The sequence below is a fragment of the Streptomyces sp. NPDC021224 genome (assembly GCF_044332905.1).
Taxonomy (GTDB): domain Bacteria; phylum Actinomycetota; class Actinomycetes; order Streptomycetales; family Streptomycetaceae; genus Actinacidiphila.
Genome location: NZ_JBIRPW010000007.1, coordinates 1 through 24,207, shown reverse-complemented (window position 1 = coordinate 24,207; position 24,207 = coordinate 1). Strand labels below are relative to the sequence as shown.

The 24,207-nt window shown below is 75.8% G+C and carries 25 protein-coding genes; 9 read left to right on the top strand and 16 right to left on the bottom strand.

What is annotated here, in order from left to right; genetic code table 11:
• Positions 1–20 precede the first annotated feature (20 nt).
• The 12 genes from hypF to ACH4PY_RS18820 form a co-directional block, all read right to left on the bottom strand.
• On the bottom strand, positions 21–2,357 hold the full coding sequence (gene hypF / locus ACH4PY_RS18875) for a carbamoyltransferase HypF (RefSeq protein ID WP_398183538.1): 2,337 nt from the start codon (positions 2,355–2,357) through the stop codon (positions 21–23).
• Positions 2,354–3,319, bottom strand: a complete 966-nt coding sequence (gene hypB / locus ACH4PY_RS18870; protein ID WP_398183535.1) for a hydrogenase nickel incorporation protein HypB — start codon at positions 3,317–3,319, stop codon at positions 2,354–2,356. Before hypB ends, hypF begins: the two co-directional genes overlap by 4 nt.
• 3 nt (positions 3,320–3,322) lie before the next feature.
• The gene (locus ACH4PY_RS18865; protein WP_398183532.1) at positions 3,323–3,721 is read right to left on the bottom strand and encodes a hydrogenase maturation nickel metallochaperone HypA; all 399 of its coding nucleotides are present in this window, start codon (positions 3,719–3,721) and stop codon (positions 3,323–3,325) included.
• 170 nt (positions 3,722–3,891) lie between these two features.
• Positions 3,892–3,999 carry a DUF6893 family small protein gene (locus ACH4PY_RS18860; protein ID WP_398183529.1) on the bottom strand — a complete coding sequence of 36 codons (108 nt, stop codon included), beginning with the start codon at positions 3,997–3,999 and terminating at the stop codon, positions 3,892–3,894.
• Positions 3,993–4,604: a hydrogenase maturation protease gene (locus ACH4PY_RS18855; protein ID WP_398183525.1), complete on the bottom strand. Its 612-nt coding sequence runs from the start codon at positions 4,602–4,604 to the stop codon at positions 3,993–3,995. Before ACH4PY_RS18855 ends, ACH4PY_RS18860 begins: the two co-directional genes overlap by 7 nt.
• Positions 4,601–5,989, bottom strand: a complete 1,389-nt coding sequence (locus ACH4PY_RS18850) for a hypothetical protein (RefSeq protein ID WP_398183522.1) — start codon at positions 5,987–5,989, stop codon at positions 4,601–4,603. Before ACH4PY_RS18850 ends, ACH4PY_RS18855 begins: the two co-directional genes overlap by 4 nt.
• The gene (locus ACH4PY_RS18845) at positions 5,986–6,651 is read right to left on the bottom strand and encodes a DUF6084 family protein (protein WP_398183519.1); all 666 of its coding nucleotides are present in this window, start codon (positions 6,649–6,651) and stop codon (positions 5,986–5,988) included. Before ACH4PY_RS18845 ends, ACH4PY_RS18850 begins: the two co-directional genes overlap by 4 nt.
• Positions 6,648–7,307, bottom strand: coding sequence for a DUF5947 family protein (locus ACH4PY_RS18840; protein WP_398183516.1), 660 nt, complete (start codon positions 7,305–7,307; stop codon positions 6,648–6,650). The genes ACH4PY_RS18845 and ACH4PY_RS18840 overlap by 4 nt, the downstream gene beginning before the upstream one ends.
• Positions 7,304–7,861, bottom strand: a complete 558-nt coding sequence (locus tag ACH4PY_RS18835; RefSeq protein WP_398183513.1) for a hypothetical protein — start codon at positions 7,859–7,861, stop codon at positions 7,304–7,306. The genes ACH4PY_RS18840 and ACH4PY_RS18835 overlap by 4 nt, the downstream gene beginning before the upstream one ends.
• Positions 7,858–9,645, bottom strand: coding sequence for a nickel-dependent hydrogenase large subunit (locus tag ACH4PY_RS18830; protein WP_398183510.1), 1,788 nt, complete (start codon positions 9,643–9,645; stop codon positions 7,858–7,860). The genes ACH4PY_RS18835 and ACH4PY_RS18830 overlap by 4 nt, the downstream gene beginning before the upstream one ends.
• A gap of 66 nt (positions 9,646–9,711) precedes the next feature.
• Complete coding sequence (locus ACH4PY_RS18825) at positions 9,712–10,785, bottom strand: hydrogenase expression protein HypE (RefSeq protein WP_398183507.1); 1,074 nt, start codon at positions 10,783–10,785, stop codon at positions 9,712–9,714.
• A 105-nt stretch (positions 10,786–10,890) separates the two neighbouring features.
• Complete coding sequence (locus ACH4PY_RS18820; protein WP_398184628.1) at positions 10,891–12,588, bottom strand: hydrogenase maturation protein; 1,698 nt, start codon at positions 12,586–12,588, stop codon at positions 10,891–10,893.
• A gap of 279 nt (positions 12,589–12,867) precedes the next feature.
• Here ACH4PY_RS18820 and ACH4PY_RS18815 point away from each other — a divergent pair, with 279 nt between their 5' ends.
• The 3 genes from ACH4PY_RS18815 (at position 12,868) to ACH4PY_RS18805 (ending at position 14,717) form a co-directional block, all read left to right on the top strand.
• Positions 12,868–13,431 carry an SRPBCC domain-containing protein gene (locus ACH4PY_RS18815; RefSeq protein WP_398183504.1) on the top strand — a complete coding sequence of 188 codons (564 nt, stop codon included), beginning with the start codon at positions 12,868–12,870 and terminating at the stop codon, positions 13,429–13,431.
• Positions 13,432–13,513: 82 nt separating this feature from the next.
• Positions 13,514–13,819 (top strand): hypothetical protein, encoded by a 306-nt coding sequence (locus ACH4PY_RS18810; protein WP_398183501.1) that lies wholly within the window; start codon positions 13,514–13,516, stop codon positions 13,817–13,819.
• Between the two features lie 124 nt (positions 13,820–13,943).
• Positions 13,944–14,717 (top strand): class I SAM-dependent methyltransferase, encoded by a 774-nt coding sequence (locus tag ACH4PY_RS18805; RefSeq protein ID WP_398183497.1) that lies wholly within the window; start codon positions 13,944–13,946, stop codon positions 14,715–14,717.
• A 30-nt stretch (positions 14,718–14,747) separates the two neighbouring features.
• Here ACH4PY_RS18805 and ACH4PY_RS18800 read toward each other — a convergent pair whose 3' ends face one another.
• Positions 14,748–15,638 carry a cupin domain-containing protein gene (locus ACH4PY_RS18800; protein WP_398183494.1) on the bottom strand — a complete coding sequence of 297 codons (891 nt, stop codon included), beginning with the start codon at positions 15,636–15,638 and terminating at the stop codon, positions 14,748–14,750.
• Positions 15,639–15,876: 238 nt separating this feature from the next.
• Between ACH4PY_RS18800 and ACH4PY_RS18795 the strand changes: the two genes are divergently transcribed.
• The 5 genes from ACH4PY_RS18795 (at position 15,877) to ACH4PY_RS18775 (ending at position 20,658) form a co-directional block, all read left to right on the top strand.
• On the top strand, positions 15,877–16,869 hold the full coding sequence (locus ACH4PY_RS18795; protein ID WP_398183491.1) for a helix-turn-helix domain-containing protein: 993 nt from the start codon (positions 15,877–15,879) through the stop codon (positions 16,867–16,869).
• A 193-nt stretch (positions 16,870–17,062) separates the two neighbouring features.
• Positions 17,063–17,509, top strand: coding sequence for a peptidase inhibitor family I36 protein (locus ACH4PY_RS18790; protein WP_398183489.1), 447 nt, complete (start codon positions 17,063–17,065; stop codon positions 17,507–17,509).
• Complete coding sequence (locus ACH4PY_RS18785) at positions 17,494–18,441, top strand: hypothetical protein (RefSeq protein WP_398183486.1); 948 nt, start codon at positions 17,494–17,496, stop codon at positions 18,439–18,441. Before ACH4PY_RS18790 ends, ACH4PY_RS18785 begins: the two co-directional genes overlap by 16 nt.
• A 426-nt stretch (positions 18,442–18,867) precedes the next feature.
• On the top strand, positions 18,868–19,737 hold the full coding sequence (locus ACH4PY_RS18780; protein ID WP_398183483.1) for a hypothetical protein: 870 nt from the start codon (positions 18,868–18,870) through the stop codon (positions 19,735–19,737).
• A 72-nt stretch (positions 19,738–19,809) separates the two neighbouring features.
• Positions 19,810–20,658: a PhzF family phenazine biosynthesis protein gene (locus tag ACH4PY_RS18775; RefSeq protein ID WP_398183480.1), complete on the top strand. Its 849-nt coding sequence runs from the start codon at positions 19,810–19,812 to the stop codon at positions 20,656–20,658.
• A gap of 25 nt (positions 20,659–20,683) precedes the next feature.
• On the opposite strand, the gene ACH4PY_RS18770 is transcribed toward ACH4PY_RS18775, so the two are convergent.
• A complete protein-coding gene (locus tag ACH4PY_RS18770) occupies positions 20,684–21,595 on the bottom strand; it encodes an SDR family oxidoreductase (RefSeq protein WP_398183477.1) in 912 nt (303 codons plus the stop codon).
• 147 nt (positions 21,596–21,742) lie between these two features.
• Here ACH4PY_RS18770 and ACH4PY_RS18765 point away from each other — a divergent pair, with 147 nt between their 5' ends.
• Positions 21,743–22,336: a TetR/AcrR family transcriptional regulator gene (locus tag ACH4PY_RS18765; protein ID WP_398183473.1), complete on the top strand. Its 594-nt coding sequence runs from the start codon at positions 21,743–21,745 to the stop codon at positions 22,334–22,336.
• Positions 22,337–22,366: 30 nt separating this feature from the next.
• Here ACH4PY_RS18765 and ACH4PY_RS18760 read toward each other — a convergent pair whose 3' ends face one another.
• Together ACH4PY_RS18760 and ACH4PY_RS18755 are read right to left on the bottom strand one after the other, a co-directional pair.
• Positions 22,367–23,614, bottom strand: a complete 1,248-nt coding sequence (locus tag ACH4PY_RS18760; RefSeq protein WP_398183470.1) for a condensation domain-containing protein — start codon at positions 23,612–23,614, stop codon at positions 22,367–22,369.
• The coding region (locus ACH4PY_RS18755; protein WP_398183467.1) for a phosphopantetheine-binding protein at positions 23,611–24,207 on the bottom strand (597 nt) is incomplete at its 5' end. The genes ACH4PY_RS18760 and ACH4PY_RS18755, both read right to left, overlap by 4 nt.

The following is a 24,207-nucleotide window of genomic DNA, read 5'->3' as shown; positions in this document are numbered from 1 at the left end:
GGGGGAAACGCGATACGTCGTCAGGTGCCTGCCGCGCCGCGGTGGGCGGCGACCACCAGCTGGCCGAGCGCGAGGCCGCCGTCACCGGGCGGGACGACGCGGTGCGCCAGCACCGTGAAGCCGTCGGCGCGCAGCCCGCGGGCGCAGCCCTCGGCCAGCAGGGCGTTGCCGAACACCCCGCCGGACAGCACCACGGTCTCCAGCCCGTGCCGCTCGCGGGCCGCCGCGCAACCGCGCCGGACCAGACCGGCGACGGCGGCGTGGAAGCGCGCCGCCACCGTGCCGGGACCGGCGCCCGCCCGCAGGTCCGCGAGCGCCGCCGCCAGCACCGGGCCCGGATCGGCGACGAGTTCGGCTCCCGTGCCGGGCCCCAGCCCGAAGGCGTAGCCGTCGCCGTCCGGCGCGGGCGCCGCCACCGCCGCGGCCTCCAGCTCCACGGCGGCCTGGGCCTCGTAACCCGCGAGGTGGCACACCCCGGCGAGCGAGGAGACGGCGTCGAAGAGCCGGCCCATGCTGGAGGTCGGCACGCAGTTCAGCCCGCGCTCCAGCTGCCGCTCCAGCACCCGCAGCTCGTCCGCCGGGCAGGCCGCGACCGGCGGCAGGTCCGCGTCCCAGGCCAGCCCCGCGGCCCGCAGGTGCGCCAGCGCCATCCGGTACGGGCGGCGCACCGCCGCGTCACCGCCCGGCAGCGGTACGTACGCCAGCCGGCACCAGCGGGTGAAACCGGCGTAGTCGGCGAGCAGGAACTCCCCGCCCCACACCGCCCCGTCGTCGCCGTAGCCGGTGCCGTCGAAGGCCACGCCGATGACGCGGCGGGCGCCGTCCAGCCCGTGCTCGGCCATCGCGGCGGCCACGTGCGCGTGGTGGTGCTGGACGCGCACCAGCGGGCGGCCGTCCCGGTGGCCCTGCGCCCACTGCGCCGAGCGGTAGCGCGGGTGCCGGTCGGCGGCCAGCAGCCGCGGGCGCACCGCCGTGACGTCCGCGAGCTGCTGCCGGGCGCGTTCGAAGGCGGCGACGGTCGCCGGGCCGTCCATGTCGCCGATGTGCGCCGACAGCCACGCGCGCCGGCCCTCGCCCAGGCACAGCACGTTCTTCAGGTCGCCGCCGACCGCCAGCGCGGGCGCCACGTCCACCGGCAGCGCCACCGGCAGCGGGGCGTAGCCGCGCGAGCGGCGCACCGGCGAGAGCGCGCCGTCCACGACGCGCACCACCGAGTCGTCGCAGGGGATCCGGATCGGCCGGTCGTGCACCAGCAGGGCGTCCGCGAGCGGGCCGAGCTTCGCCACCGCCTCGGCGTCGTCGGTGACGATCGGCTCCCCGGACACGTTGCCGCTGGTCATCACCAGCGCCGCGGGGCCCGGCGGATCGCCGGGCAGCCCCAGCAGCAGGTGGTGCAGCGGCGTGTACGGCAGCATCACCCCGATGTCGGGCACACCCGGCGCGGCCGCGCCGCCCGCCCCGGGACGCCGCCCGCGCAGCAGCACCACCGGCCGCACCGCCCCGGCCAGCAGCTCACGCTCCCGTGGCGTGGTCCGCGCCAGCCGCTCGGCGCCGGCCAGGTCCCGCACCATCACCGCGAAGGGCTTCGCGCCGCGCCCCTTGCGCTGCCGCAGCCGTGCCACCGCCGCCTCGTTCTCCGCGTCGCACGCCAGGTGGTAGCCGCCGAGGCCCTTGACGGCGACGACCGCGCCCGCGGCCAGCAGCGCGCGGGCGGCCTCGACCGGATCGCCGCCCGGGGCCGCGGCGCCGGGCACCACCAGCCGCAGCCGGGGGCCGCAGTCGTGGCAGGCGATCGGCTGGGCGTGGAAGCGCCGGTCGCCCGGGTCGGTGTACTCCGCCGCGCACGCCGGGCACATCGGGAAGCCTGCCATCGTGGTGTGGACGCGGTCGTACGGCAGTCCGGTCACGATCGTCAGCCGCGGCCCGCAGTTGGTGCAGCTGACGAACGGGTGGCGGTACCGCCGGTCGGCCGGGTCGGCCAGCTCGGCGAGGCAGTCCGCGCAGGTCGCGGTGTCGGGCGGCACCGCCGTACGGACCGGCCCGGCGCCGCGGGAGGGCACGATCGCGAAACCGGCGCCGCCCGCCGGGGCCAGGTCGCACCGCTCCACCGACTCCACCGCCGCGAGCGGCGGCGCGTCCGGCCCGACCCGCTCGCAGAAGAGCGCCACCGCCGCTGCCTCGCCCTCGACCTCGGCCAGTACGCCCTCACCGGTGTTGGTGACCCACCCGGTGAGCCCGAGCCCGGTCGCGAGGGTGTGCACGTACGGCCGGAAGCCGACGCCCTGCACCACGCCCCGCACGGTCACCCGGCTGCGCAGCACCGGCCGCAGGGCGGCCGATTCGGCGAGACCGGTCATGACGCGGGTGCCACCGGCCCGGACACCCCGGCGTCCGACCGCCCGGGAGCGGGCCCGTCGTGACCCGCGGCGCCCGCGTGCGCGGGTTCGCCGTCGCCGACGGGGCCGTGGTCGTGCCCGGCGGCGCCGACGGTGTGGGCACGGGCGGGTTCGCCGCCGGGCCCGTGGGTGTGCGCGGACAGGTCGTCGCGGGCGGGTCCGTGGTCGTGAGCGAGGCCGTGCTCATGGGCGTACCCGTGCGCGTCGTCGTGCGTGTGCGTGTGGCCGGACGCTGCTGCGCGGGACATGACCGGCTCGTGCCGCGGGCCCCCGGCGGCCGCCGCCGCGGCGCGGTCCAGCAGGGCGCCCGCGCCCAGGCCGTCCCGCGCCGAGGTGAGCAGCACCTCGACCCCCGGGTTGACCTGGGCGACGTTGGCGCGGAAGGCGGCCTCGTCGAAGCCCACCGCCCCGGCGATGTCGGTCTTCGTCACCACCACCAGGTGCGCGAGGCCGAAGGCCGTCGGGTACTTCAGCGGCTTGTCCTCGCCCTCGGTGACGGACGCGAGCACCACCCGCAGTGTCTCGCCGAGGTCGTAGGAGGCCGGGCACACCAGGTTGCCGACGTTCTCCACGAAGAGGATCCCGGTGCCCTGCGGCAGCCAGCCCTCCAGATGGCGGGCGAGCATGTGCGCCTCCAGGTGGCACAGCCCGTCGGTGAGCACCTGTTTGACGGGCGCTCCGGACCGGGCCAGCCGCCGCGCGTCGTTCTCGGTCGCCAGGTCCGCGGTGAGCGCGGCGACCCGCAGGCCGCGGCCGGTCGCGAGCAGCAGCTCCTGCTCCAGCAGCGCGGTCTTCCCGCTGCCGGGGCTGGACAGCAGGTTGACCACCGCCGTGCCGCGGGCGGCGAGTTCGGCGCGCAACGCCTGCGCGCGGGTGTCGTTGCCCGCCAGGACGGCCTGCTGGAGGTCCACCACTCGGCACATGCTTCAGCGCTCCTCGCCGCTCGGTCCGGGCCCGGCCGCGACCGGCGGCGTGCCGCCGTCGGCGAACCGCACCCCGGTGATCTGCAGTTCACGGCCGCTCAGCAGTTCGGCCGCGGCCGATCCGCAGGCGGGACAGCACAGGTCGGGCGGCATCCCGACCGCCCACTGACCGGTGCAGCGCCCGCACCGGGCGCGCCCGGGGACGGTCTCGGTGACCAGTTCGGCGCCCGCCAGCACCGTGCCCTCGCAGCCCAGCCCGAAGCCGAAGGACAGCGCGTCGGGCACCACCCCGGCCAGCTCGCCGATCCGCAGGTGCACGCTGTGCACGCCGGTGGCGCCGGCGGCCCGCGCCGCCTCCTCCACCTGCCCGATCACCGCCATCGCGAGGGACATCTCGTGCATCGTCGTCTTCCCTGCCGGCCGTTCCCGCCGCTCCCGCTCCGCCGCGCTCCAGTCAAGGACCCGGCGGCGGCGCCCGGCCGCCGCCACGCTGGCGCGGCGGCGGCCGGTGACCCGATCGGCCCAAGGGCGGGCGCCCGGCCGCGCGGCCGGTGCGCTGCCCTCAGTCGGCGTCACATCGCGCGCATCCGCAGATAGCGCCGGATGTCCGGGACGACCTGGGCGATGGCGGCGCCGACGGCCGCCGCAGCGGTACCGACGGCCAGCATCTTCTTCACCATGGCGAGGTGCTCCTCTCGTGTGTGACCGCGTCCGGGACCGCGCGGTCCCCGTCCTGCCGTACGGGCAGGCCGTCCGTGCCCCCGTCCGCCCCGCCGTCCGCCGCCCCGACCAGCCCGCGGACCAGTCCGACCGCCGCCGGGACCGCCGCCTCGACGGCGGGGCTCAGGCCCATGCCCTCCTCGACGTCCGCCGGTTCGCAGCCCACGACCACGACCCGGCGAGGGGGAGCGCCGCCGGTGCCAGCGCACAGCGTGCCGAGCAGCGCCAGCACCGCGTCCGGCGTCATCCGGTGCCCGTCGAGCACGGCGTCCGGGTGCGCGTCCGTACCGCACTCCCCGGCGTCGAGGACGTACAGCGTGCCGGGGGCGCCGCCGCGCGCGGTGGCGTCCACCAGGACGAAGGTGTCGTAGCCGTCGAGCAGCCGGTAGGCGAGGTCCACCCCGCGCACCCCGGCGTCCAGCACCTCGACGCCCGCGGGCAGTCCGGCGCGCGGCAGCCGCCGTACCGTCTCCACGCCGAAGGCGTCGTCGCCCAGGAAGATGTTGCCGACCCCGGCGACCAGCGTCCGGCCGCGGGCGGCGGACGCGGCCGGTCCGCCGCTCACGCGTCCTCCAGCGGGCTGATCTCGTCCGGCTGGAAGTACAGGAACCTGCCCTGCTCGCGCCGGATGTCGGCGCCCGGGTCGCCCTCGACGGTCACCGCCAGGTGCACCCCGCCGTCCACGTCGTGCAGCACCGCCTCGACCAGCGCGCTGCGGCCGTGCAGGAAGAGGTCCTGCGCGTCGGTGCGGCGCAGCCCCGGGCGCAGCACGACCCGGCTGCCCGCGCCGATCGCGCGGCCGCCGACCAGGACGCGGTCGGTGTCCGGGTCCACGGTGCGGTCGCCGCCCGGGTCCCACCACGGGGTGCCGGGCTCCACCAGCAGGTCGGCCTCGCCGGACGGCGTACCCGCTCCGGTGACCTCGCGCAGCGAGCGCACCGCGCCGTGCAGCCGCTCCAGGACCTCCGGCGGCATCGAGTCGGCGAGGTCCACGACGGCGGCGGCCCGCGGGTCCGTGCCGCGGGCCTCGCGCTTCTCCCGCTCGGTGAGCGTCGCCGTGCGCAGCGTCAGGATCTCGTCGATCTCCAGCGCGTCGTAGAGCGCCCCCGGGCTCTCCGGCGCCACGGCCGGGTGGTCCTCCAGGATGATCGGCGAGGCCAGCACCACGTCCGCGGCGCCGTCCCGCCCGGCGAGCACGGGCCAGGACCGCAGGTTCGCGCACGCGGCGGTCGCGGCCCGCGCCCACTGCGGAGGGTCGGTCAGCGACAGGAAGCGGCCCGTGTCCAGACCGAGCATCAGATGGGCCGAGATCAGCGCCCGCGGCAGGGCCGCCGTACGGTCGGCGCCTTCGGGCGGACTCGCCTCGGCGGTGTTCTCCACCACGGCGGCCAGCCGCTGTACCGCGTACGGGCCCGGCAGTTCGGCCGCGGTGAGGGTGACGCGGCCGTGCAGCGGCTCGCGGGTGTGCACCAGGCGGCCCACGAGCCGCCCGTCCTCGTGGACGTCCTCGTTCTCCTCGCTCCCCGCGACGGTGAAGTCCGCGGTGTGCCCGGCGGCCAGCTCCGCCACCGTCACCTCGACGGTGACGCGCTCCTCCACGCCCTCGTCCCACGCGCTCAGCACCCGGTCGGCCAGCTCCAGTTCGCCGGTGTCCGCGAAGCCGCCGCCGGGCAGCGCCCGCTGCACCCGGCGCCGCCGGGCGTGCAGGAAGCGCAGCTCGGCGTGCAGGACGGCGCCGCCGCGCGGCTCCATCAGCACCTCGGTGCGCTGGGCGCAGTGCTCCCCGCTCGCCTCGCCCCAGCCCGGTGGTACGAGCACGCCGAACTGCCAGCGCAGCCGGTTCTTGGCCGCCGACGCCCGGTAGGGGTAGAGGACGTAGCCCTCCAGCAGCACCGCGTCCGCCACCGCGCGGGCCGCCGCGAAGCGGTCCCCGGTGTCCGTCGCCGTCATGAGGCCGCACCGCCCGGGACCAGGGGCCGGCCGTCGCGGTCGGCGGCGGCGAGCAGCGACTCCACGGTGGCCTCCCACGACGGCAGCGCGTGCCGTGAGCGGTAGGCGAGCAGCGCGTCCATCGCCGTCCCCGGCAGCCGCAGCCACCCGCAGCCGGGGAAGTGCTGCTCGACCATCTCCCGCCACACCGCGACCGGCATCCGGCAGGTGGCCTCGCGGTCCCACGGCACCGGCTCCACCCGGTAGCCGCCGGGCCCGGTGAAGGCCGTCCCGGCGAAGAGCACCAGCAGCGGCACCTCGCCGTCCTCCAGCGCGCCGAAGTAGCGCGTCGCGGCCACGTCCATGTCGTACGTGCACGGCACCGGCAGGTCCACCTCGGTCTCGCCGGTGAAGCCCGGCACCACCAGCGACACCTGCGCGAACTGCAGCGGCAGCAGCGTCCTGCCCCAGCGCGAGCGCGCGCCGAACAGGTCGGCCAGGCCCGCCGCCTCGCCCGCCGAGTAGCCGCGCCGGGCCGGTTCGATCCGGAACTGGCAGCGCAGCGCCATCGCGTGCACCCGGGTGCCGGGATCGGCGGTCACCCGCAGCCGGAAGACCAGTGTGGGCCCGGCGGCGTAGCGGTCGGCGCGCACCCCGGTGCACGCGAAGGAGAAACCGGTCACGCGGCGTCCTCCCGGAAGGGCCGGGCGCGCCCGGCGACGGAGGCGAAGAACGCGTCGAGCGCCGCCCGCGCCTCGGCGCCGCCGTCGAAGCCCTGCCACAGCAGCCGCATCCGGCCGACGAGTTCGTAGCAGGCGTCGATCGGCACCAGGTAGCAGGCGCAGCCGCCGTCGTCGCGGCGCAGCAGCAGCGCCTCGACGTCCGGCCGGAGCACGGCGGCGAGCCGGGTGCGGTCCAGCACCTCCTGCCAGGAGTCCGGTTCGAGCTCGCTCTCGGTGGCGCCCGCCGGGCTCGGGTAGAGGGCGACGAAGCGGTCCAGGGCGGCGTTGCGGAAGAAGAACACCACCCCGACCGGGATGCGCAGGCGCTCCCAGGCCGCGTCGTCCACGGTGTGGCCTGGGTCGGTGAGCCAGCGGTCCGGCACGGTGCGGAAGCGGCCGTGCGCGGAGCCGGGGTTCTCGAAGAGCAGGGCGCACGCCGGGCAGGCGCACGCCAGCGTGCGCCTGCCGGTGTCCACCAGGTGCCGGTGCCCGGCGCCCAGCCCGGTCCCGCCCAGCCCCGTCCCGCACAGCTCGCACCGCTCGGGCCGCGGCGGGGCCGGCGCGGTGAAGCGCCGCAGTCCCGCCGGGCGGCCCGCGATGTCCTGGCCGAGCGTCATGAGGCGCCCGCCGCGCCGGGCCGGGCCCCGATCTGCAGCAGCACCGGTTCGCCCGGCCCCGCGGGCTCCAGCTCCACCCGGGTCACCTCGGCGGCGAAGCAGGCCAGCGCGTCCTCCACCGCCTGCCGGGCGGCGTCCCCGGCGGGCGCCCCGCCGGAGCAGCCGCACCCGCCGGACGCCGGGGCGGACCGCAGCCGCAGCACGCCGGTGTCCGGGTCGAAGCCGGTCAGCTCGACCGGTCCGCCGGGCAGCCGGCCCAGCGCCCGGGTGATGCGCGCCGTCAGGTCCTCCGGGTGCAGGTCGTGCAGGACGAGCATGCCCGAGACCAGGTCGTCGCCGAGCAGCTGCTCGACCGCCTGCGGACCCTGCCGCCGGACCAGTTCCAGCACCCGGGCGAGCCCGGCGCCGTAGAAGTCCATCAGGGTGCGCACCAGGTCCTCGGCGGCCTCGCACGCGGCGCGGTCGCCGGTGGCCGCGAGCCGGTCGAGGACGTCCTCGACGCGCCGCCCGGCCGTCTCGGCGTCCCGCACCCGCTCCTGTGCCGGCGCGGTCATCCGCCCATTCCGCTCAGCCCGGTCGGCACGTGCATCGTCTGCACCGTCTTCCCGCCGCCGACGTACATGTGCACCCCGCACGGCAGGCACGGGTCGAAGCTGCGCACCGCGCGCATGATGTCGATGCCCTTGAAGTTCTCCGGGGAGTTCTCCTCGAAGATCGGCGTGTTCTGCACCGCGTCCTCGTACGGGCCCGGCGTGCCGAAGGAGTCGCGGGTGCTGGCGTTCCACGGGGTCGGCGGGTAGGGGTGGTAGTTGGCGATCTTGCCGTCGCGGATCACCATGTGGTGCGACAGCACCCCGCGCACCGCCTCGGTGAAGCCGACGCCCAGGCCCTCGTCGGGCACCTCGAACTTCTCCCACGTCTGCGTGCGCCCGGCGCGCACCTCGGCCAGGCCCTGCTCGGCGAAGTGCAGCGCGACCGCGGCCGCGTAGGCCTGGAAGTACGTGCGGGCGCGGTTGCGCTCCAGCGCGTTGCTCCACTTCGGGATCTTCCACTCGAAGCTGGTCTCCGGCTTGGTCATGGTGCGCGGCAGGTTGATGACCACGCTGTGGCCGGTCGCCTTGACGTAGCCGATGTCGACCAGGCCGGACAGCGCCGTCGACCACAGCCGGGCGATCGGGCCGCCGCCGGTGTCGAGCGCGAGGTGGTCCTTGCCGTCGAACCAGCGCGGCGACATCACCCAGCTGTACTTGTCGTCGAAGTTGCGCTTCTGCGGCGCCGGGATGGTGTGCTGGTTCCACGGGTGCCGCGGGTCGACGGGGTTGCCCAGCGGGTCGTGGGTGACGAAGCGCTCCTGGCCCTCCCAGTCCTGGTAGTAGGAGCTGCCGAGCAGGATGCGGATGCCGAGGTTGATCTCGGTGAGGTCGTTGGTGACGAGCTTGCCGTCCACGATCACACCGGGCGTGACGAACATCCGCCGGCCCCAGTCCGACATGTTGCGGTAGGTGAAGTCGCAGTGCTCGGGGTCGTTGAGCGCGCCCCAGCAGCCCAGCAGCACCCGGCGGCGGCCGACCTCCTCGTAGCCGGGCAGCGCCTCGTAGAAGAAGTCGAACAGGTCGTCGTGCAGCGGCACCACGCGCTTCATGAACTCCACGTAGCGCATCAGCCGGCTGAGGTAGTCGGTGAACAGCTGCACCGAGGCGACCGTGCCCGTGCCGCCCGGGTAGAGCGTGGAGGGGTGCACGTGGCGGCCCTCCATGAGGCAGAACATCTCCCGCGTGTAGCGGCTCACCTGGAGCGCCTCGCGGTAGAACTCGCCCTCCAGCGGGTTGAGCGAGCGCATGATGTCGGCGATGGTGCGGTAGCCGTGCTCGGCGGCGTGCGGCGCCTCGGTGCGCTCGGCCAGCTCCAGCACGCCCGGGTTGGTCTCCTTCACCATGCGCTCGCAGTAGTCGACCCCGACCAGGTTCTCCTGGAAGATGTTGTGGTCGAACATGTACTCCGCGGCTTCGCCCAGGTTGATGATCCACTCGCCCAGGTGCGGCGGCTTGACCCCGTAGGCCATGTTCTGCGCGTAGACCGAGCAGGTGGCGTGGTTGTCGCCGCAGATGCCGCAGATCCGGCTGGTGATGAAGTGCGCGTCGCGCGGGTCCTTGCCCCGCATGAAGACGCTGTAGCCGCGGAAGACCGACGAGGTGCTGTAGCACTCGGCGACCTTCTTCTGCTTGAAGTCGATCTTCGTGTGGATGCCCAGGCTGCCCACGATCCGGGTGATCGGGTCCCAGGACATCTCCACCAGGCCGCTGCCGTCCCCGGCCGCCTTCGTCGTCGGTGATGCCATCGTCTTGTGCCGTGCCCTTCGTGGTGCGGTCGGGGGAGTCGTGCGGTCAGTGCGGTACGGGCCAGGTCACCACGGGGGCCGGTAGCCGGTCGTGAGCTTCTCGCGGGGCCCGCGCCACTTCGGCTCGGCGTCCACGGTGTGCTGGGTGACCTTGCGCAGCCGGCGGATGAGCGAGCCGTAGGCGCTGCTGGCGGTGACGGAGACGGTGGCGCCGGGCGGCTCGTCCATGAACGGCATGAACTTGTCCGGGAAGCCCGGCATCGTGCACGCGATGCAGATGCCGCCGACGTTGGGGCAGCCGCCGATGCCGTTCATCCAGCCGCGCTTGGGCACGTTGCACTTGACGACCGGCCCCCAGCAGCCCAGCCGGACCAGGCACTTGGGGGAGTCGTACGTCGTCGCGAACTGCCCCTGCTCGTAGTAGCCCGCGCGGTCGCAGCCCTCGTGCACGGTCGCGCCGAACAGCCACGCCGGGCGCAGCTGCTCGTCCAGCGGGATCATCGGGGCCGCGCCCGTGGCCTGGTGCAGCAGGTAGACGAGCGTCTCGGCGAAGTTGTCCGGCTGGATCGGGCAGCCCGGCACGCACACCAGCGGGATGCCCGCGTGCGACGTCCAGTCCCAGCCCAGGTAGTCCGGCACGCCCATGGCGCCGGTCGGGTTGCCGGCCATCGCGTGGATGCCGCCGTAGGCCGCGCAGGTGCCGATCGCGACGACCGCGAGCGCCTTGGGCGCCAGCCGGTCGATCCACTCGCTCGTGGTGATGGGCTGGCCGGTCTCGGGGTCGTCGCCGAAACCGCACCAGTAGCCCTCGGGCTTGATCGCCTCGTTGGGGATCGACCCCTCGATCACCAGCACGAACGGGTCGATCTCGCCCCGCTCGCCCTTGAAGAACCACTCGATGAACGTGTCCGCGCCCTGCACGGGCCCGCACTCGAAGTCGATCAGCGGCCAGTGCACCTCGATCTTCGGCAGACCCGGCAGCACGCTGAGCGCGATCTCCTCGATGCTCGGCTGCGTGGCCGCCGTCAGCGACACCGAGTCGCCGTCGCAGCTGAGCCCGGCGTTGATCCACAGCACGTGGATCGGCTTCTCGTCCTGCCCGGCGGTGCCGGCCTGGGTGTCCGGCGATGAGGTCGTCATGGGGATTCCTCCTCTGGGCGCGGGGACGAAACCCGCATGTCAGGCACCACTGTTGCGCCGATCGCCGCAGGCGGTGACATCTGGCTGGGCCATTCCGGGGGCGGGCTACTCCGGGACGCCCGGGACGCCCGGGACGCCCGGGCGCGGCTGCTTGCGGACGAAGGCCGAGCGCAGCGCGTGGTAGGGCGCGGCCGGGTCGTCGAAGATGCGCCGCATCACCGCCAGCTCCGCCTCCCGGTACGCCGCGAGCGGCCTGACCGCCTCGTCCCGCTCGCGCGCCGCCTTCTTGCGGGCGATCCGGCCCTGCGTGCCGCCGCCCGCCGCCAGCCGTACGGCCTGGCGCGCCACCGCGCCCCGGAAGTCCTGCGGGGCCGCCGCGACCACCTGGTCCACCAGCCCCGTCCGCAGCGCCGCGGCCGCGGTCAGCGGCTGCGCGCGCTCCGTCAGCCGGCGGGCCGCCGCCGCGCCCACCCGCTGCGGCAGCGTGTACGTCCAGAACTCCGACCCGTACAGGCCCATCAGCCGGTAGTGCGGGTTGAGCACCGCGCCCGCGCGGCACCACACCTCGTCGGCGGCGAGCGCCAGCATCACCCCGCCGGCTGCCGCGTTGCCGCCGAGCGCGGCGACCACCAGCTTGTCGGTCGTGGTGAGCACCGCCTCGACCAGGTCGTCCATCGCCGTGAGGTTCGCCCAGGACTCCGCGGCCGGGTCGGCGGCGGCCTCGATGACGCCCAGGTGGATGCCGTTGCCGAAGAAGTCCCGCCCGCCGCCCAGCACCAGCACCGACGTGGGCCGCGCGCACGCCTGCCGGTAGGCCGCGAGCAGCCGCGCGCAGTGCGCGGTGCTCATCGCGCCGCCGGGGAAGGAGAACTCCAGGAAGCCCGCCCGGCCCTCCTCCCGGTAGCAGATGTCCTTCCACTCCCGCTCGGGCCCGTCCGGCGCCGCGGGAAGCTCCGGCAGCCCGGCGATCCGGCCGCCCAGCGCGAGCGCCGCGGGCAGCTTCACCCCGGCGGCGCGCCCGCCGCGGCCGCGCGGGGCGCGCAGCTCGGGGATCCACACCGCCCCGTCGACGGTGGCCCGGCACACCGCACCGGCGCGCGTGGCGAGCAGCTCGCCGGGCGGGCCGGTGAGGGCGCCCTCCGGGTGGCCGCCGTGCAGGTACCAGTCCTCGCCGAGCAGCCGGTCCAGCACGCCGGGGCGCGAGTCGGCGGCCCGCAGCCTGCGCAGCACCTCGGCCGTGCCGTCGGCGGACCAGTCGATGCGCCGCCGCTCCTGGCGCAGGTACGGGCGGGTCACCACCGCGCCGGGCGGCTGCGGCAGCGGCCGGTAGGTGCCGGACCCGAACCGGGTGACGGCCAGCAGCACCGCGTCCACGGCGGCGTCGGCGACCTCGCCGCGGTAGAGGTCGCTCTTCCCGGCCGCGGGCAGGTCGCAGCCCGTGGTGGCCCACACGTCGCCGCCGTCCATCTCGGCGGTCGCCTGGAGCACCGTCACGCCCCAGCGCCGCGCGCCCTCCTGCAGCGCCCAGTCCAGCGACGACGGGCCGCGGTCGCCGACCGGGCCGGGGTGCACGATCAGCGTCGGCACCGCCCGCCACACGTCGTCCGGGACCGCGCTGGTCAGCATCGGCGCGACCAGCAGCTCGGGCCGGTGGTCGCGCACCGCGTCGCGCAGCGCCGTGTCGCGGACCTCCCGGTCCCCGGCGGCGAGCACGAAGGCCGTGCGGTGGCCGCGGTCCTGCAGCTCGGCCTGCACCCGCTGCGTGAGGCTGTTGAACGCGCTGGCGACCAGCAGGATGCGCACGGGCACCTCCGGGGGGTACGAGCGGGACGCCCGCGACGCTACGGCCGCGGCGGCACCGCCTCCGGCGCCCCGCCCGCGCGGTCACACGAATGCCGCCGCCGCGTTCGCCCGGGTGCCGCACTCGTGCGTGCCCCGCCCCGCCCGAACCGCGCACCCGTCCCGCCCCTGCCGGCCGCGCCCGCCGCGGTACTCGCCGATGCCGAGTGAGGGCCCGAACAACCGTCCGGCCAAGGGACATTGCCCGGCCGGGCGGTCGGCGGCCCGTGTTACGTTGGCGCCATGGACGCAGATGGCCGCGGTACGGCCGTGCACCCCGCGCAGGGCCCCGGCGGGGGCGGTACGGCGGAACCGGCCCTGCACGGGTCGTTCACCGTCGAACTGGATCTGGCCGTCCCGCGCTCCCGGGTCTTCCAGGCCTTCGCCGAGGCCCCGCTGCGGCGCCGCTGGTTCCGGCTGCCGGGCCCTTCGGCGACCGCCGAGCACGAGCTGGACTTCCGGGTCGGCGGCGGCGAGGTCGCCCGCAACGTCTTCGTCTCCGGCGGGACAGAGGAGCCCCTCGTCTACCGCTCCCGCTTCCTCGACATCGTCCCCGACACCCGGATCGTCCACGCCTACGTCACCGAGGTGGACGGCCTGCGGCGCTGGGCCTCGCTCGTCACCGTCGAACTGTCCGACGCCCCGGGCGGATCGCGGCTGACCTGGACCGAGCAGTACACCTACCTGGTGTGGACGGGCGACGGCGCCCAGGACGTCGCGCACCTGCGCGGCGGCACCCGGCTCGTGCTCAACGGCCTCACCGTGGCCGTCACCCCTGCCGCGGCCGGGCCGGTCCCCAGGGCCTGAGAGCCCGTCCGCCGGGACGCCGACCCCGGGCTCGGCGCGCACGGCACGTGGCCCTACGCTGCCACCCGGAGCGGAGGTGGCGATGATCGGTGCGATCGTCCTGGGGGTCAGCGGATTCCTCTTCGTGGTCCTCGGCCTGGTGGCGGCCCTGCCGCCGCGCGCCGGAAGCGGTTCGCGTGCCGGGTGGGGCGCGGTCGCCCTCGGCGTCAGCCAGTTGTGCCACGCGGCCGGGATGCTCACCGGCTCCGACGGGTCGGCCGGTGTGGCGCTCTCGACGGGCTCGGCCGCCTCCGCCGTCTGCGGGGCGCTGCTGGTGTGGTCCGACCGGAGAACGGCGCGTTCCGCCCGCCGGGGCCGCCGCCGCAAGCTCCCGCCGCTACGCGGCTGACCCGTGGGCGCGCGCGTCGGCCGACATCGAGGGATCCGGTCCGGCCCCGTCGAGCAGTCGTCGTCGAGCAGTCGTCGTGCTGATGTCCGCCCAGGGCCGGAGACGAACCACTAGGTTCTCCTCCGTGGCGCACTCCGAGAACTCCGAAGTGACGACGACCTCCGACGTCCCCGGCGGGGACGCGAGCGGGCCGTGGCAGGCGCTCGCCCGGGACTACGAGCGGGCCCGGGCCAAGGAGGACTCGCTGGACCGGCTGGTCGAGTGGCCTGCGCAGCGCGGCGTCCTGGGCGACGTCGCCTCCCGGTCCGTGCTCGATCTCGGGTGCGGAAACGGCGCGAAGCTCGCCGAACTCGTGCGGGACGGAGCGGCCGCGTCGGTCGGTGTCGACATCAGCGGCGCCTTCCTCACCGATCCGCCGTCCGGCATGGAACTCGTCCGGGGCGACCTCTCCGACCTGGACTCGGTGCCCGCGCTGACCGGCCGCACCTTCGACCGGATCATGTTCCTGCAGTCCATCGGGTACGCCAACGATCCGGTGCGCACGTTGCGCGCGGCGCGCGCGATGCTGACCGACGACGGCTTCATCCTCCTGACCCGCACCCACCCGATCCGGTACGCCGTCGAACGGGCGGAGCAGAACGGGACCACCCTGGGCGAGGAGTACTACTCCACCACCCCCTACGAGTACGTCCACAGCGGATGGAACGACCAGATCACGCTCACCAAACGCGTGTACACGATCGCCGACCTGCTCAACGTGTTCAGTGCGGCCGGACTGTGGATCGAGGCCGCGGTCGAACCGCGGCTCTCCGAGGAGGCCGGGCGCCGTCATCCGCACAAGCAGGCGTGGATGAACAAGCACCTCGGCATCCTGATCTTCAGGCTCCGACCCCGCTGACACGGCGGCGGAACCGCCGTGCCGTGCCCGTCACCCGCGCGCGGCCCGCGCCAGCGCGGCGAGGCCGGGCGCGAACACCTCGCCCGCGAAGAAGTCCCGCAGCGCCGCCGCCTCCGCCGGGTCCGACGGCGTGAAGTCCGCGGTCCAGCGCGCGCGGCAGGACGCGCCGTCCGGGCCCGGCTCCAGGGCCAGTTCGGCGCGGTACTGTCGCACGGCGAAGGGCGACTGCGCGAACTCGTAGACGCACCGGCCCCCGCCGAGTACGAGCAGCCGCTCCCTGATGGCCTCGCCCGTGCCGGTGACCAGGTGCCGTACGTGTCCGGGCGTGCCCGGCGGCAGGCCCGGCTCCGGCGCGGAGCGGGCGATCAGCGGGTGCCAGGAGGCGATGTCGTCGAAGGCGGCGACCAGCGGCCAGGCCCGTTCGCAGGGGACCGGCAGCTCGGCGGAGGCCTCCGCGAGGGTCGTGGGCGGCTCCTCCAGGACGAAGTCGGCGAAGTCGAAGGCGGGGGAGACCACGCAGGACACCAGCACCTCGTCCGGTCCGTACGGCCGCGCCGCCTGCCAGTGCCCGCCCGGCACCAGCGCCTGCGGCTGCTGACCGGCCGCCAGGTCCGGCCCGAGCACGATCTGCGTGACGTCCGAGCGGTCGGGGGCCGTGCCCGTACCGCCCAGCGACAGCAGCAGCGGGCCGCCGCGGTGCCACAGCCACAGCTCGTCGGAGCGCACCTGGTGCCAGCGCGACTCCTGGTGCGGCTCCAGCAGGAAGTGGATGCCGCTGGCCAGGCGGCGCGGGCCGGGGTAGCCGTCCGGCCGCACCTCGGCCTGCCCGCCCGCGGTCCATGTCTCCCGGTACCAGCCGCCCTCCGGGTGCGGCTCCAGTCCCAGCAGCCGTGCGGTCTGCGGCCGTGCGTCCTCCGCCATCGCCGTCCCTTCCCCGCGGGCAGTTCCCGCGCACCGTTGCGCCACCCCGCCCCCGTCCCCGCCACCCGAGTGAGGCCCCGTCACGCGCCGCCGGCGGGCGCCGGTGCGCGAAGGTGCTCCGACCGCGGCGCCGAAAGCACCCTGTGTCCCGATACGTCCTTTCCCGGCCGGTGACCGGCCGGGAGAGTGGGGGCACGGGGCAAGATCGGCGGGGAAGCGGGAAAGGCGGTGGTCCGGCGTGCTGCGGACCGTGTTCGACAGCCGGAGTGTACGCGCGCAGGAGCGGGTGGAGGCGTGGCGCGACGCGACCGCGGGCGCCCTGGTCCGCAACGAGATCAGCGTCGACGCCGACGGCTTCCACGCCACCTTGCGCACCGCCGCCTTCGGTACGGCGCAGGTCACCGCTCTGACCTACGCGTCCATGGCCTCCCGCCGCACCCCGCAACTGATCCGCCAGGCCGACCCGGAGATGTACGCCGTCGGCCTCGTCGTACGCGGCACGCAGGCCATCGCCCAGGCCCGCACGGTGAGCCGGCTGGGCCCGCAGGACCTCGTGGTGTACTCCACCTCGCGCCCCTACCGGGCGGACGTCGACGCCCGGCCGGACGGCGCCGCCTCGGTCGTGGTGCAGGTGCCGCGCGCCGACGTGCCGCTGCCGCCCGACCGCGTCGACCGGCTGCTCGCGACCCGCCTCCCGGCCCGGGACGGCGCGGGGTGCCTGCTCGCCGGCTTCCTCACCCAACTCGCCGCCGACACCGCCCCGCTGCGGCCCGCCGACGCCCACCGGCTCGGCGGCGTCCTCGTCGACCTGGTCACCGCGTGGCTCGCGCACCACACCGACACCGGCGACCGGGCCCCCGCCGAGACCCGCCGCCAGGTGCTCTTCCTCCAGGTCGACGACTTCATCCGGCGTCACCTGGGCGACCCCGCGCTGACCCCCGCCACCGTCGCCGCGGCCCACCACATCTCCCTGCGCACCCTGCACCGCCTTTTCCAGGACCACGCCCACGGCGCCACCCCCGCCGCCCACATCCGGGCCCGCCGCCTGGCCCGCGCCCGCCGCGACCTCGCCGACCCCGCCCAGGCCGCCCGCCCCGTCCAGGCCGTCGCCGCCCACTGGGGCTTCGGCCACCCGCCCGACTTCACCCGCGCCTTCCGCGCCGCCTACGGCAGCACCCCCACCGACTACCGCCGGGCCGCCCTGCACCCGCAGCCTGGCACCCAGCGTTAAGCGACCGGCACGCAGCGCTATCCCCGCCGCGCCCGCCCACCGGCACGATCGACCCACAACCCGGGCGCGGCCCGCGGCCGCAAGGGGACGAGAGCGCCCCGGCGGCCGCCCCGCACCGGGCGACAGCACGGGCCGGACGGGGCCCCGGCCGGTGCGCCGGCCCCGCCCGGCAGAGCACGAAGGGAACGATCGCGTGCGTACGACACGACTCGCCGGAACCGTCACGGCCCTGGCCGCCGCACTCTGCCTCGGGTGGGGCACCGGAGCAAGCGCCGCCACCCCCGCGGCGGCGGCCGCCCCGCGGGTGACCGCCTGTCCGGTCGCCAGCGGCTACGCCTGCTTCTGGGTCGACATCAACCGCGGCGGCACCATGGGCAAGGTGGCCGGCACCAACCACGACTACCGCGACCTGAAGAACACGTCGGGCTGCACCGCCTACCCGGGCACCTGGAACGACTGCATCAGCTCCGTCGAGAACCAGGGCACCTCCTGCACCGTCTACTTCTACTCCGACGCCGACTACCACGGCACCCGGCACAGCGTCGCCGTCGGCGACCGCGTCAACAACGTCGGCACCGGCTTCAAGGACCCGGCCTTCAACGACGCCATCAGCTCCAACAACTGGTGCACCCCCAAGTGATCCGCCGGGCGGCGGCGCTCCTCGCCGGATGCGCACTGGCCGCCGGACCGGCCGGCTGCGGCTCCCCGCAGCCGGCCGGTCCCCCCGCGGTGTCCGCCGCGATGGCGGACCTGGCCACCGCATCCGGCGGCTGGCCCGCCGGATCCGCCCGCCTCCAGGCCGCCTTCGACCGCCTCGACCGGGCCTGCCTCGGCAGGGCCGGCTTCCACCTCCCGCCCGCAGCCGCTGCCGTGCCACCGTCCCCCGACGACGAGGCCGCCGTCATCGACCTGACCGGCCGCGCCCGCGACGGCTACGGCATCACGGCCGCCGCGGGACCCGTCGCACCGCCCGCCGCCGACGGCTACCCGGCCGCCCTCCCGCCGCAGGACCGCGCCCGGTTCGCCGACGCCCAGTTCGGCCGCGGCGCCCCCAAGGCCGCCGTGCCGCTGCGCGGCGCCAGCAGCGCCACCGTCCCGGCGGGCGGCTGCGTCGCCGCGGCCCGCAAACAGCTCGGCGGCAGCCTCCGGGACTGGGCCCGCATCGACTACGTCCCGCAACTGCTCGCCGACGCGACCCTGCACGCCGCCACCCGCGACCCCGGGTGGGCCGACGTCCTCGCCGGATGGCGGGCCTGCATGCGGGGCGGCGGCCACGCCTATCCCACGCCCGAGGCCGCCGTCGCCGCACTGCGTCGCGAGTACGCCGCGGGCGCGGCGGGTCCCGCCTTCCGCGCCCGCGAGATCGCCGTCGCGGTGGCCGACGGCCGTTGCCAGGCCCGCACGCACCTGCCCGCGGCCCTCCTGCGCCTGCGCCGCCAGGAGACCGCCCGGCTGCCCGCGTCCGACCTGCGGCTCCTGGCGGAGGTCACCGCCGAATGGCAGTCCGCCCTGGCCCGCGCCACCCGCGCCCTGCCGCCGCCCGGATCCGTACGGGCGGCGGGACCGCCCTGACGGGCGATCACGGCTCTCGCCGAGGGTGTTGGACGACCCCAGGACCGGAGCGGCTGGGAAGAAGAGTGAGCGGCCGCCGTTCGGCATGCTCGGCGCATCGTCCGGCTCGCCACCCCGCAGGGCCGGCGGCACAGCCTCACCGCCACCGACGGTGCCCTCGTCTGCGGCGGCCTCACCGGCCTCCCCGCCGACGCCGGACCGGTCGAAGCGCGTGGCGCCGCGACCGCCATGCTCACCGGGATCTGCCGGGAGTTCCACGGCACCGGGATCGACGTGACCTGGACTCCGCCCGACCGCCTGACCGGCCGGGTCGTCCCGCTGCCCACACCTCGCGCCGACCGAGCGGAACCGCCGCGGCGGGCGCCGCGTCGAACCGGCGCGGCGCCCGGCGGACCGGGCGCCGGAAGGCCGGACCAGGGGGCGGGCATGCGGGTGAGCAGGGCGTACGGGCGCGGCGCGGCGGCAGCGGCGGCGGTGCTGGCGGCGGCGGTGAGCGGCTGCGGGGGCGGCGGCTCCGGCACGGTCGTGGACGGCACGGCGCCCCCGGTCCCGTACGCGGGGCCGCTGCACGTCGCCGTCCGCGCGGCTGCGGGCGACGACCCGGCCGCGCTGCTCGCGGCCTCGGGCGCGGCCGGGCGCGCGCTCGAATGCACCGGGCGGATCTACGCCGGTGGCGGCTCCGACGCGTGGAGTAAGGGCGACGGCGGCAGCACCCCGGAGGAGGGCCTCCAGGCGTACTTCGACATGGACGAGCCGGACGTGCCGCGCTCGGGCTACCGGGTGGAGCGCCGCGACACCGACCGCGTGCTGTTCTCCTACGACGTGGACCTGCGCACCAAGGTCGCCGTGGTCGTCGCCAAGGACCAGCCAGGTCGCCCCGGCTGGGGCCCCGAGACCAGCGCGTCCTGCGACCCGGCCGAACTCCCCGCGAGCTTCACGGACAAGGGCCCGTACCAGATCTGGACCGACAGCCACGGTGCCCGCGTGCCCGTCACCACTGTCAGCAGCAGCGACGGCCCCGCCCACTGCGGCTGGCAGCAAGCCCGCTTCCTCGAACTCGGCGCCGCCTCCGGAAGCCGGGAGTACGCCCGCGACCCGCACGGCGTCCTCCCGCCCGGCTCGCTCGCCGCCGCGTACGACGGCGACGCCGCCCTGCCCGCCGACGCCCGCAGCACCGGCTACCACCGCCGGGGCGAGGAGCTGTGGACGACCCCCGACACCTCCCGGGTCTATGTCCGCACCTCGCACGGGGTCGAGGCGTGGCCGGCCGTCACCCCCGGACACGGCTGCGCGTGAGCAGCGGCTGACCTGCCGTCACCTCCGCAAACGCCTTTGACGTGGCCGCGCGGCCGTGGTTAGCGTGCGGCAATGGAGATCTTGCGGTATGTCGCCTTCGCCACGCAGCCCTCGGGCGGCAACCCGGCCGGAGTGGTCCTCGACGCGACCGGCGCCGACGCGGCCGACATGGCCGCCGTCGCCGCCGAGGTCGGGTACTCCGAGACCGCGTTCGTGGTGCCCCGGCCCGACGGCGAGCTGGACATCCGCTACTTCAGCCCCAAGGCCGAGGTGCCCTTCTGCGGCCACGCCACCGTCGCCACCGCCGTCGCCTGGGCGGGTCTGCACGGCACGGGCGAACTCGGCCTGCACACCGCGGCGGGCCTGGTCCGGGTCGCGACCCGGGAGGACGCCGACGGCGTGCTGCGGGCCGAACTGGTCAGCGTCGCCCCGCGCGTCGAGCCCCTCGCACCAGTAGACCTGGACGAGGTGCTCGCCGCGCTGGACTGGAAGCCGGCCGACCTCGACCCGGCCCTTCCGCCGCGCCTGGCGTACGCCGGTGCCTGGCACCCGGTCGTCGCGGCCGCCACCCGGGAGCGGCTGGCCGACCTCGACTACGACATGGCCCGGCTCGGTGACCTGATGGCCCGCCGCGGCTGGACCACCGTCGACCTGGTGTGGCGCGAGTCGGCGCGCGTCTACCACTCCCGCAACCCCTTCCCGCCCGGCGGTGTCGTCGAGGACCCGGCCACCGGCGCGGCCGCCGCGGCCTTCGGCGGCTACCTGCGCGCACTGGGCCTGGTGGAACCGCCCGCCGCCTTCACCGTCCACCAGGGCGACGACCTCGGCCGCCCCAGCGTCATCACGGTGAACGTGCCGGCCGAGCCCGGCAGCGGCATCCGCGTCAGCGGGGCCGCCGTCCGCCTCCCGGACCCCGCCTGAGCGGCCCCGCGGCGGCCGGTGCGCGTCAGACGGCCGCCGGGGTGAGGTAGTCCCCTTTCTCGATGTCGGCGAGCAGCCCCGGTCGCGTGGGCGTCCAGCCGAGCAGTTCGCGGGTGCGCGCGCTGGAGACGGGGGCGTCGAGGCCGAAGACGGTGGCCATGAACGGGTTCTCGAAGTGCGCGGCCGCCTCCCGCGGGCCGAGGCCCTCGACGGGCAGCCCGAGTCCGCGCCCGATCACCCCGGCGACGTCCCGGAAGGCGACCCCGCCCTCGGCCGCGCCGTGCAGCACGCTGCCCGGGGGCGCCTTCTCCAGCGCCAGCCGGAAGAGGTCCGCGGCGTCGAGCCGGTGCACCGCGGGCCAGCGGTTGGCGCCGTCGCCGACGTAGGCCGACACGCCGGTCCGGCGCGCCGTCGCGACGAGCATCCCGACGAAGCCGTAGTCGCCGGGCCCGTGGACGGTGGGCGCGAGCCGCACGACGCTCGCCCGCACCCCCTGACCCGCGAAGGCGAGGCAGGCCTCCTCCCCGGGGATGCGGAATGCGGCGACGGATCCCGGGTCGGGCCGGTCCGTCTCGGCGGCCTCCCGGCCCGCGGCCATGACCAGCGTGCCGGAGGTGCTCACGAACGGCTTGCCGGACCCCGCCAGCGCCGCGCCGAGCGCCTCGATCGCGCCCCGGTCCCGCCGGACCAGGTCGTCGGGATCGGTGAAGTCCCCGCCGAACGCCATGTGCAGCACCCCGTCCGCGGCGGCGGCGCCCTCGCGCAGGCTGCCGTGGTCCTCCAGCGAACCGCGCAGCGGCACGGCGCCCAGCGACTCCAGCCGCGCCGCGGCGGCGTCCGAGCGCGCGAGCCCGGTGACGGTGTGGCCGGCCGCGACCAGCCCGGCGACGACAGTGGGCCCGGTCAGCCCGGAACCGCCGGTGACGAAGACATGCATGAAGCACTCGCTCTCACGTGGCACCCATGGACGGCGCTGATGTTCGCGCCAGTCACTGACACTACGTAGCGCCAGTCGATGGCGTCAAGAAACGCCAGTCGCTGACACAAAGAAGCGCCGGTCACTGGCGTGTGCGATCCTGGGTGAATGCCACGCAGCGGAGCAGAAGCGCGCCGCCGCCTCCAGCAGGCGGCCCTGGAGCTGTACCGGGAACGCGGATTCGACCAGACCACCACGGCCGAGATCGCCGCCCGCGCGGGCCTCAACGAGCGCACCTACTTCCGGCACTTCGCCGACAAGCGCGAAGTCCTCTTCGACGGCCAGGCCGAACTGCGCGACACCCTCGTCCACGAGATCGCCGCCGCCCCCGACGCCCAGCCGCTCGAACTGCTGCTGCACGCCTTCCTGAAGGCGAAGCACATCCTGGAGGACAACCGCGACTTCTCCGAGCCGCGCTGCGCGGTCATCGCCGCCACCCCCGCCCTGCGCGAACGCGAACTGGCCAAGGCCGCGACCCTCACCGAGGCCGTCGCCGGGGCCCTGCGCCTGCGCGGCGTCCCGGACCGGCTCGCGGACCTCGCCGCCCAGGCCGGCTGGGCCGCCTTCCAGCAGGCCGCCGGAGCGTGGATCGACGACCCGACGCAGACCCTGGACGCCTACCTGCGCCGCGCCTTCGACGACCTGTGCACCCTCTCCGCAGCCGCCCCGCAGGACCGCGACCACGACCGCGCCGGAGCCTGACCACCCAGGCCCGGCCCCGCCCTCCGCCGCTCAGGCACCCGCCTGCGCGACCAGCAGCGACTCCAGGCCGAACAGGAACCGCTCGATGCCCCGACGCGGCAGGTAAGCGGTGTCGGCGGTGACCGAGACCTCCAGAGCCCCCGTGACGTGCACGCAGAAACGGCAGTTGAGCCGCTCCTGCCCGAGCGGCCACGACAGCCTGCTGGCCGGCAGCGCCGCCCGGACCTTCGCCGGTGCGCACGGCGCCGGGTCCGGCCGGACCGGCCGCTGGTCGTTGAAGCAGCACAGCGGCTGCGCCCAGCCGCCGCGCATCCGGTCCAGCGGGTCGTGGAAGGCACTGCGGTACGCCCGCAGCGCCGCCGGATCCGCGGCCCGCAGCAGCTCCCCGAACGGCCGGTCCACCCCCTCCAGGGCGAACGCCCCCTCCTGCGAGACCATCCCGACGATCCGCGCGGTGTCCCGGCGGAAACGGTTGCTCGCGATCGGCAGCACCGCGCACCGCTCCCGCCCCGTCGACCGCCCCACCAGCGCCGCCGTCGCCGCCAGCAGCACCGTGGACGTCGACGTACGGTGCCTGGCCGCGACCGCCCGCACGGCCAGGTCCATCGCCGGGGAAGCCAACTGGCCCCGCCACACACGCGGCCGCTCGCCCGCACCCGCCGGCCGGTCGAACATCACCTCCCGCGGCACCTTCTCCCACAGCCGCGCCGCCCGCGCCGCCGCCCGGCGGCCCTCCGGCCCCGCCTGCCAGCGGGCCAGATCGAGCGGGCGCGGCGCGGGCCGCCCGCCCAGGGCGCCCGCACCCCGCAGCAGCAGCACCCGCAGATCCCGCACGGCCACGTCGGCGCCCAGCCCGTCCGCCGCCACATGGCAGAAGGCGAGCACCACATGGCCGACCCGCGGCCCGTCCATGACCAGCGCGACGCGCAGCGGCCACTCGGCCTCGTAGTCGAAAGGCCGCGCGACCAGCCCGGCGAGCACCGCCTCGGGGTCGCCCGCACAGCACTCCACCGGCAGCTCCCCGCGCGCCGCCAGCCGCTGCCGCGGCCGCGGACCCGCGAGGTCCAGCCGGGTGCGCAGCGCGCCGTGCACGGCGACCAGCGCGCCGAGCGCGGCGCGGACCTCGACGGCCGTCCGCACCCCGGGCACCTTCAGGATCCGTCCGAAGTTGAAGTACCCGTCGTCGGGCGCCGTCCGTCCGATGGCGTCCCAGATCGCCAGCTGGCCCCAGGTCAGCGGCCCGCTCCCCGCGTCCGCCGCGACGAAGGCGATGGTCACGGGCCCTCCGCCAGCAGTTGGTCGGCTTCTGCGTCGGTGAGTTGGTCGAGTTCGGTGAGGAGTGCGTTTTCGAGGGCTTGGGCGACGGCTTCGACGGTGCGGTGGTCGAAGAGGGTGCGGAGGGGGAGGTCGATGTCGGTGGCGGTGCGGATGCGGGCGATGGTTTTGACGGCGAGGAGGCTGTGGCCGCCGAGGGTGAAGAAGTCGTCGTGGGCGCCGATGGGGTGGGTGTCGAGGATGTCGGCGTAGATGTCTGCGACGAGGGTTTCGGCGTCGGTGCGGGGTGGGGTGGTGGTGTCGCGGGTGTGGGTGGGGGCGGGGAGGGCTTTGCGGTCGAGTTTGCCGCCGGGGGTGAGGGGGAGGGTGTCGAGTTCGATCCAGAGGGTGGGGACGAGGTGGGGTGGGAGGGTTTTGTGGAGGGTGGCGGGGAGGTCGTCGGGGGGTCCTGCGGTGTAGGCGACGAGGGTGTTGTTGTGGATGGCGACGGCGCCGCGGCCCTGGAGGTGGGTTTCGATCTCGCCGGGTTCGATGCGGTGGCCGCGGAGTTTGATCTGGTCGTCGAGGCGGCCGAGGTATTCGAGGTGGCCGTCGGG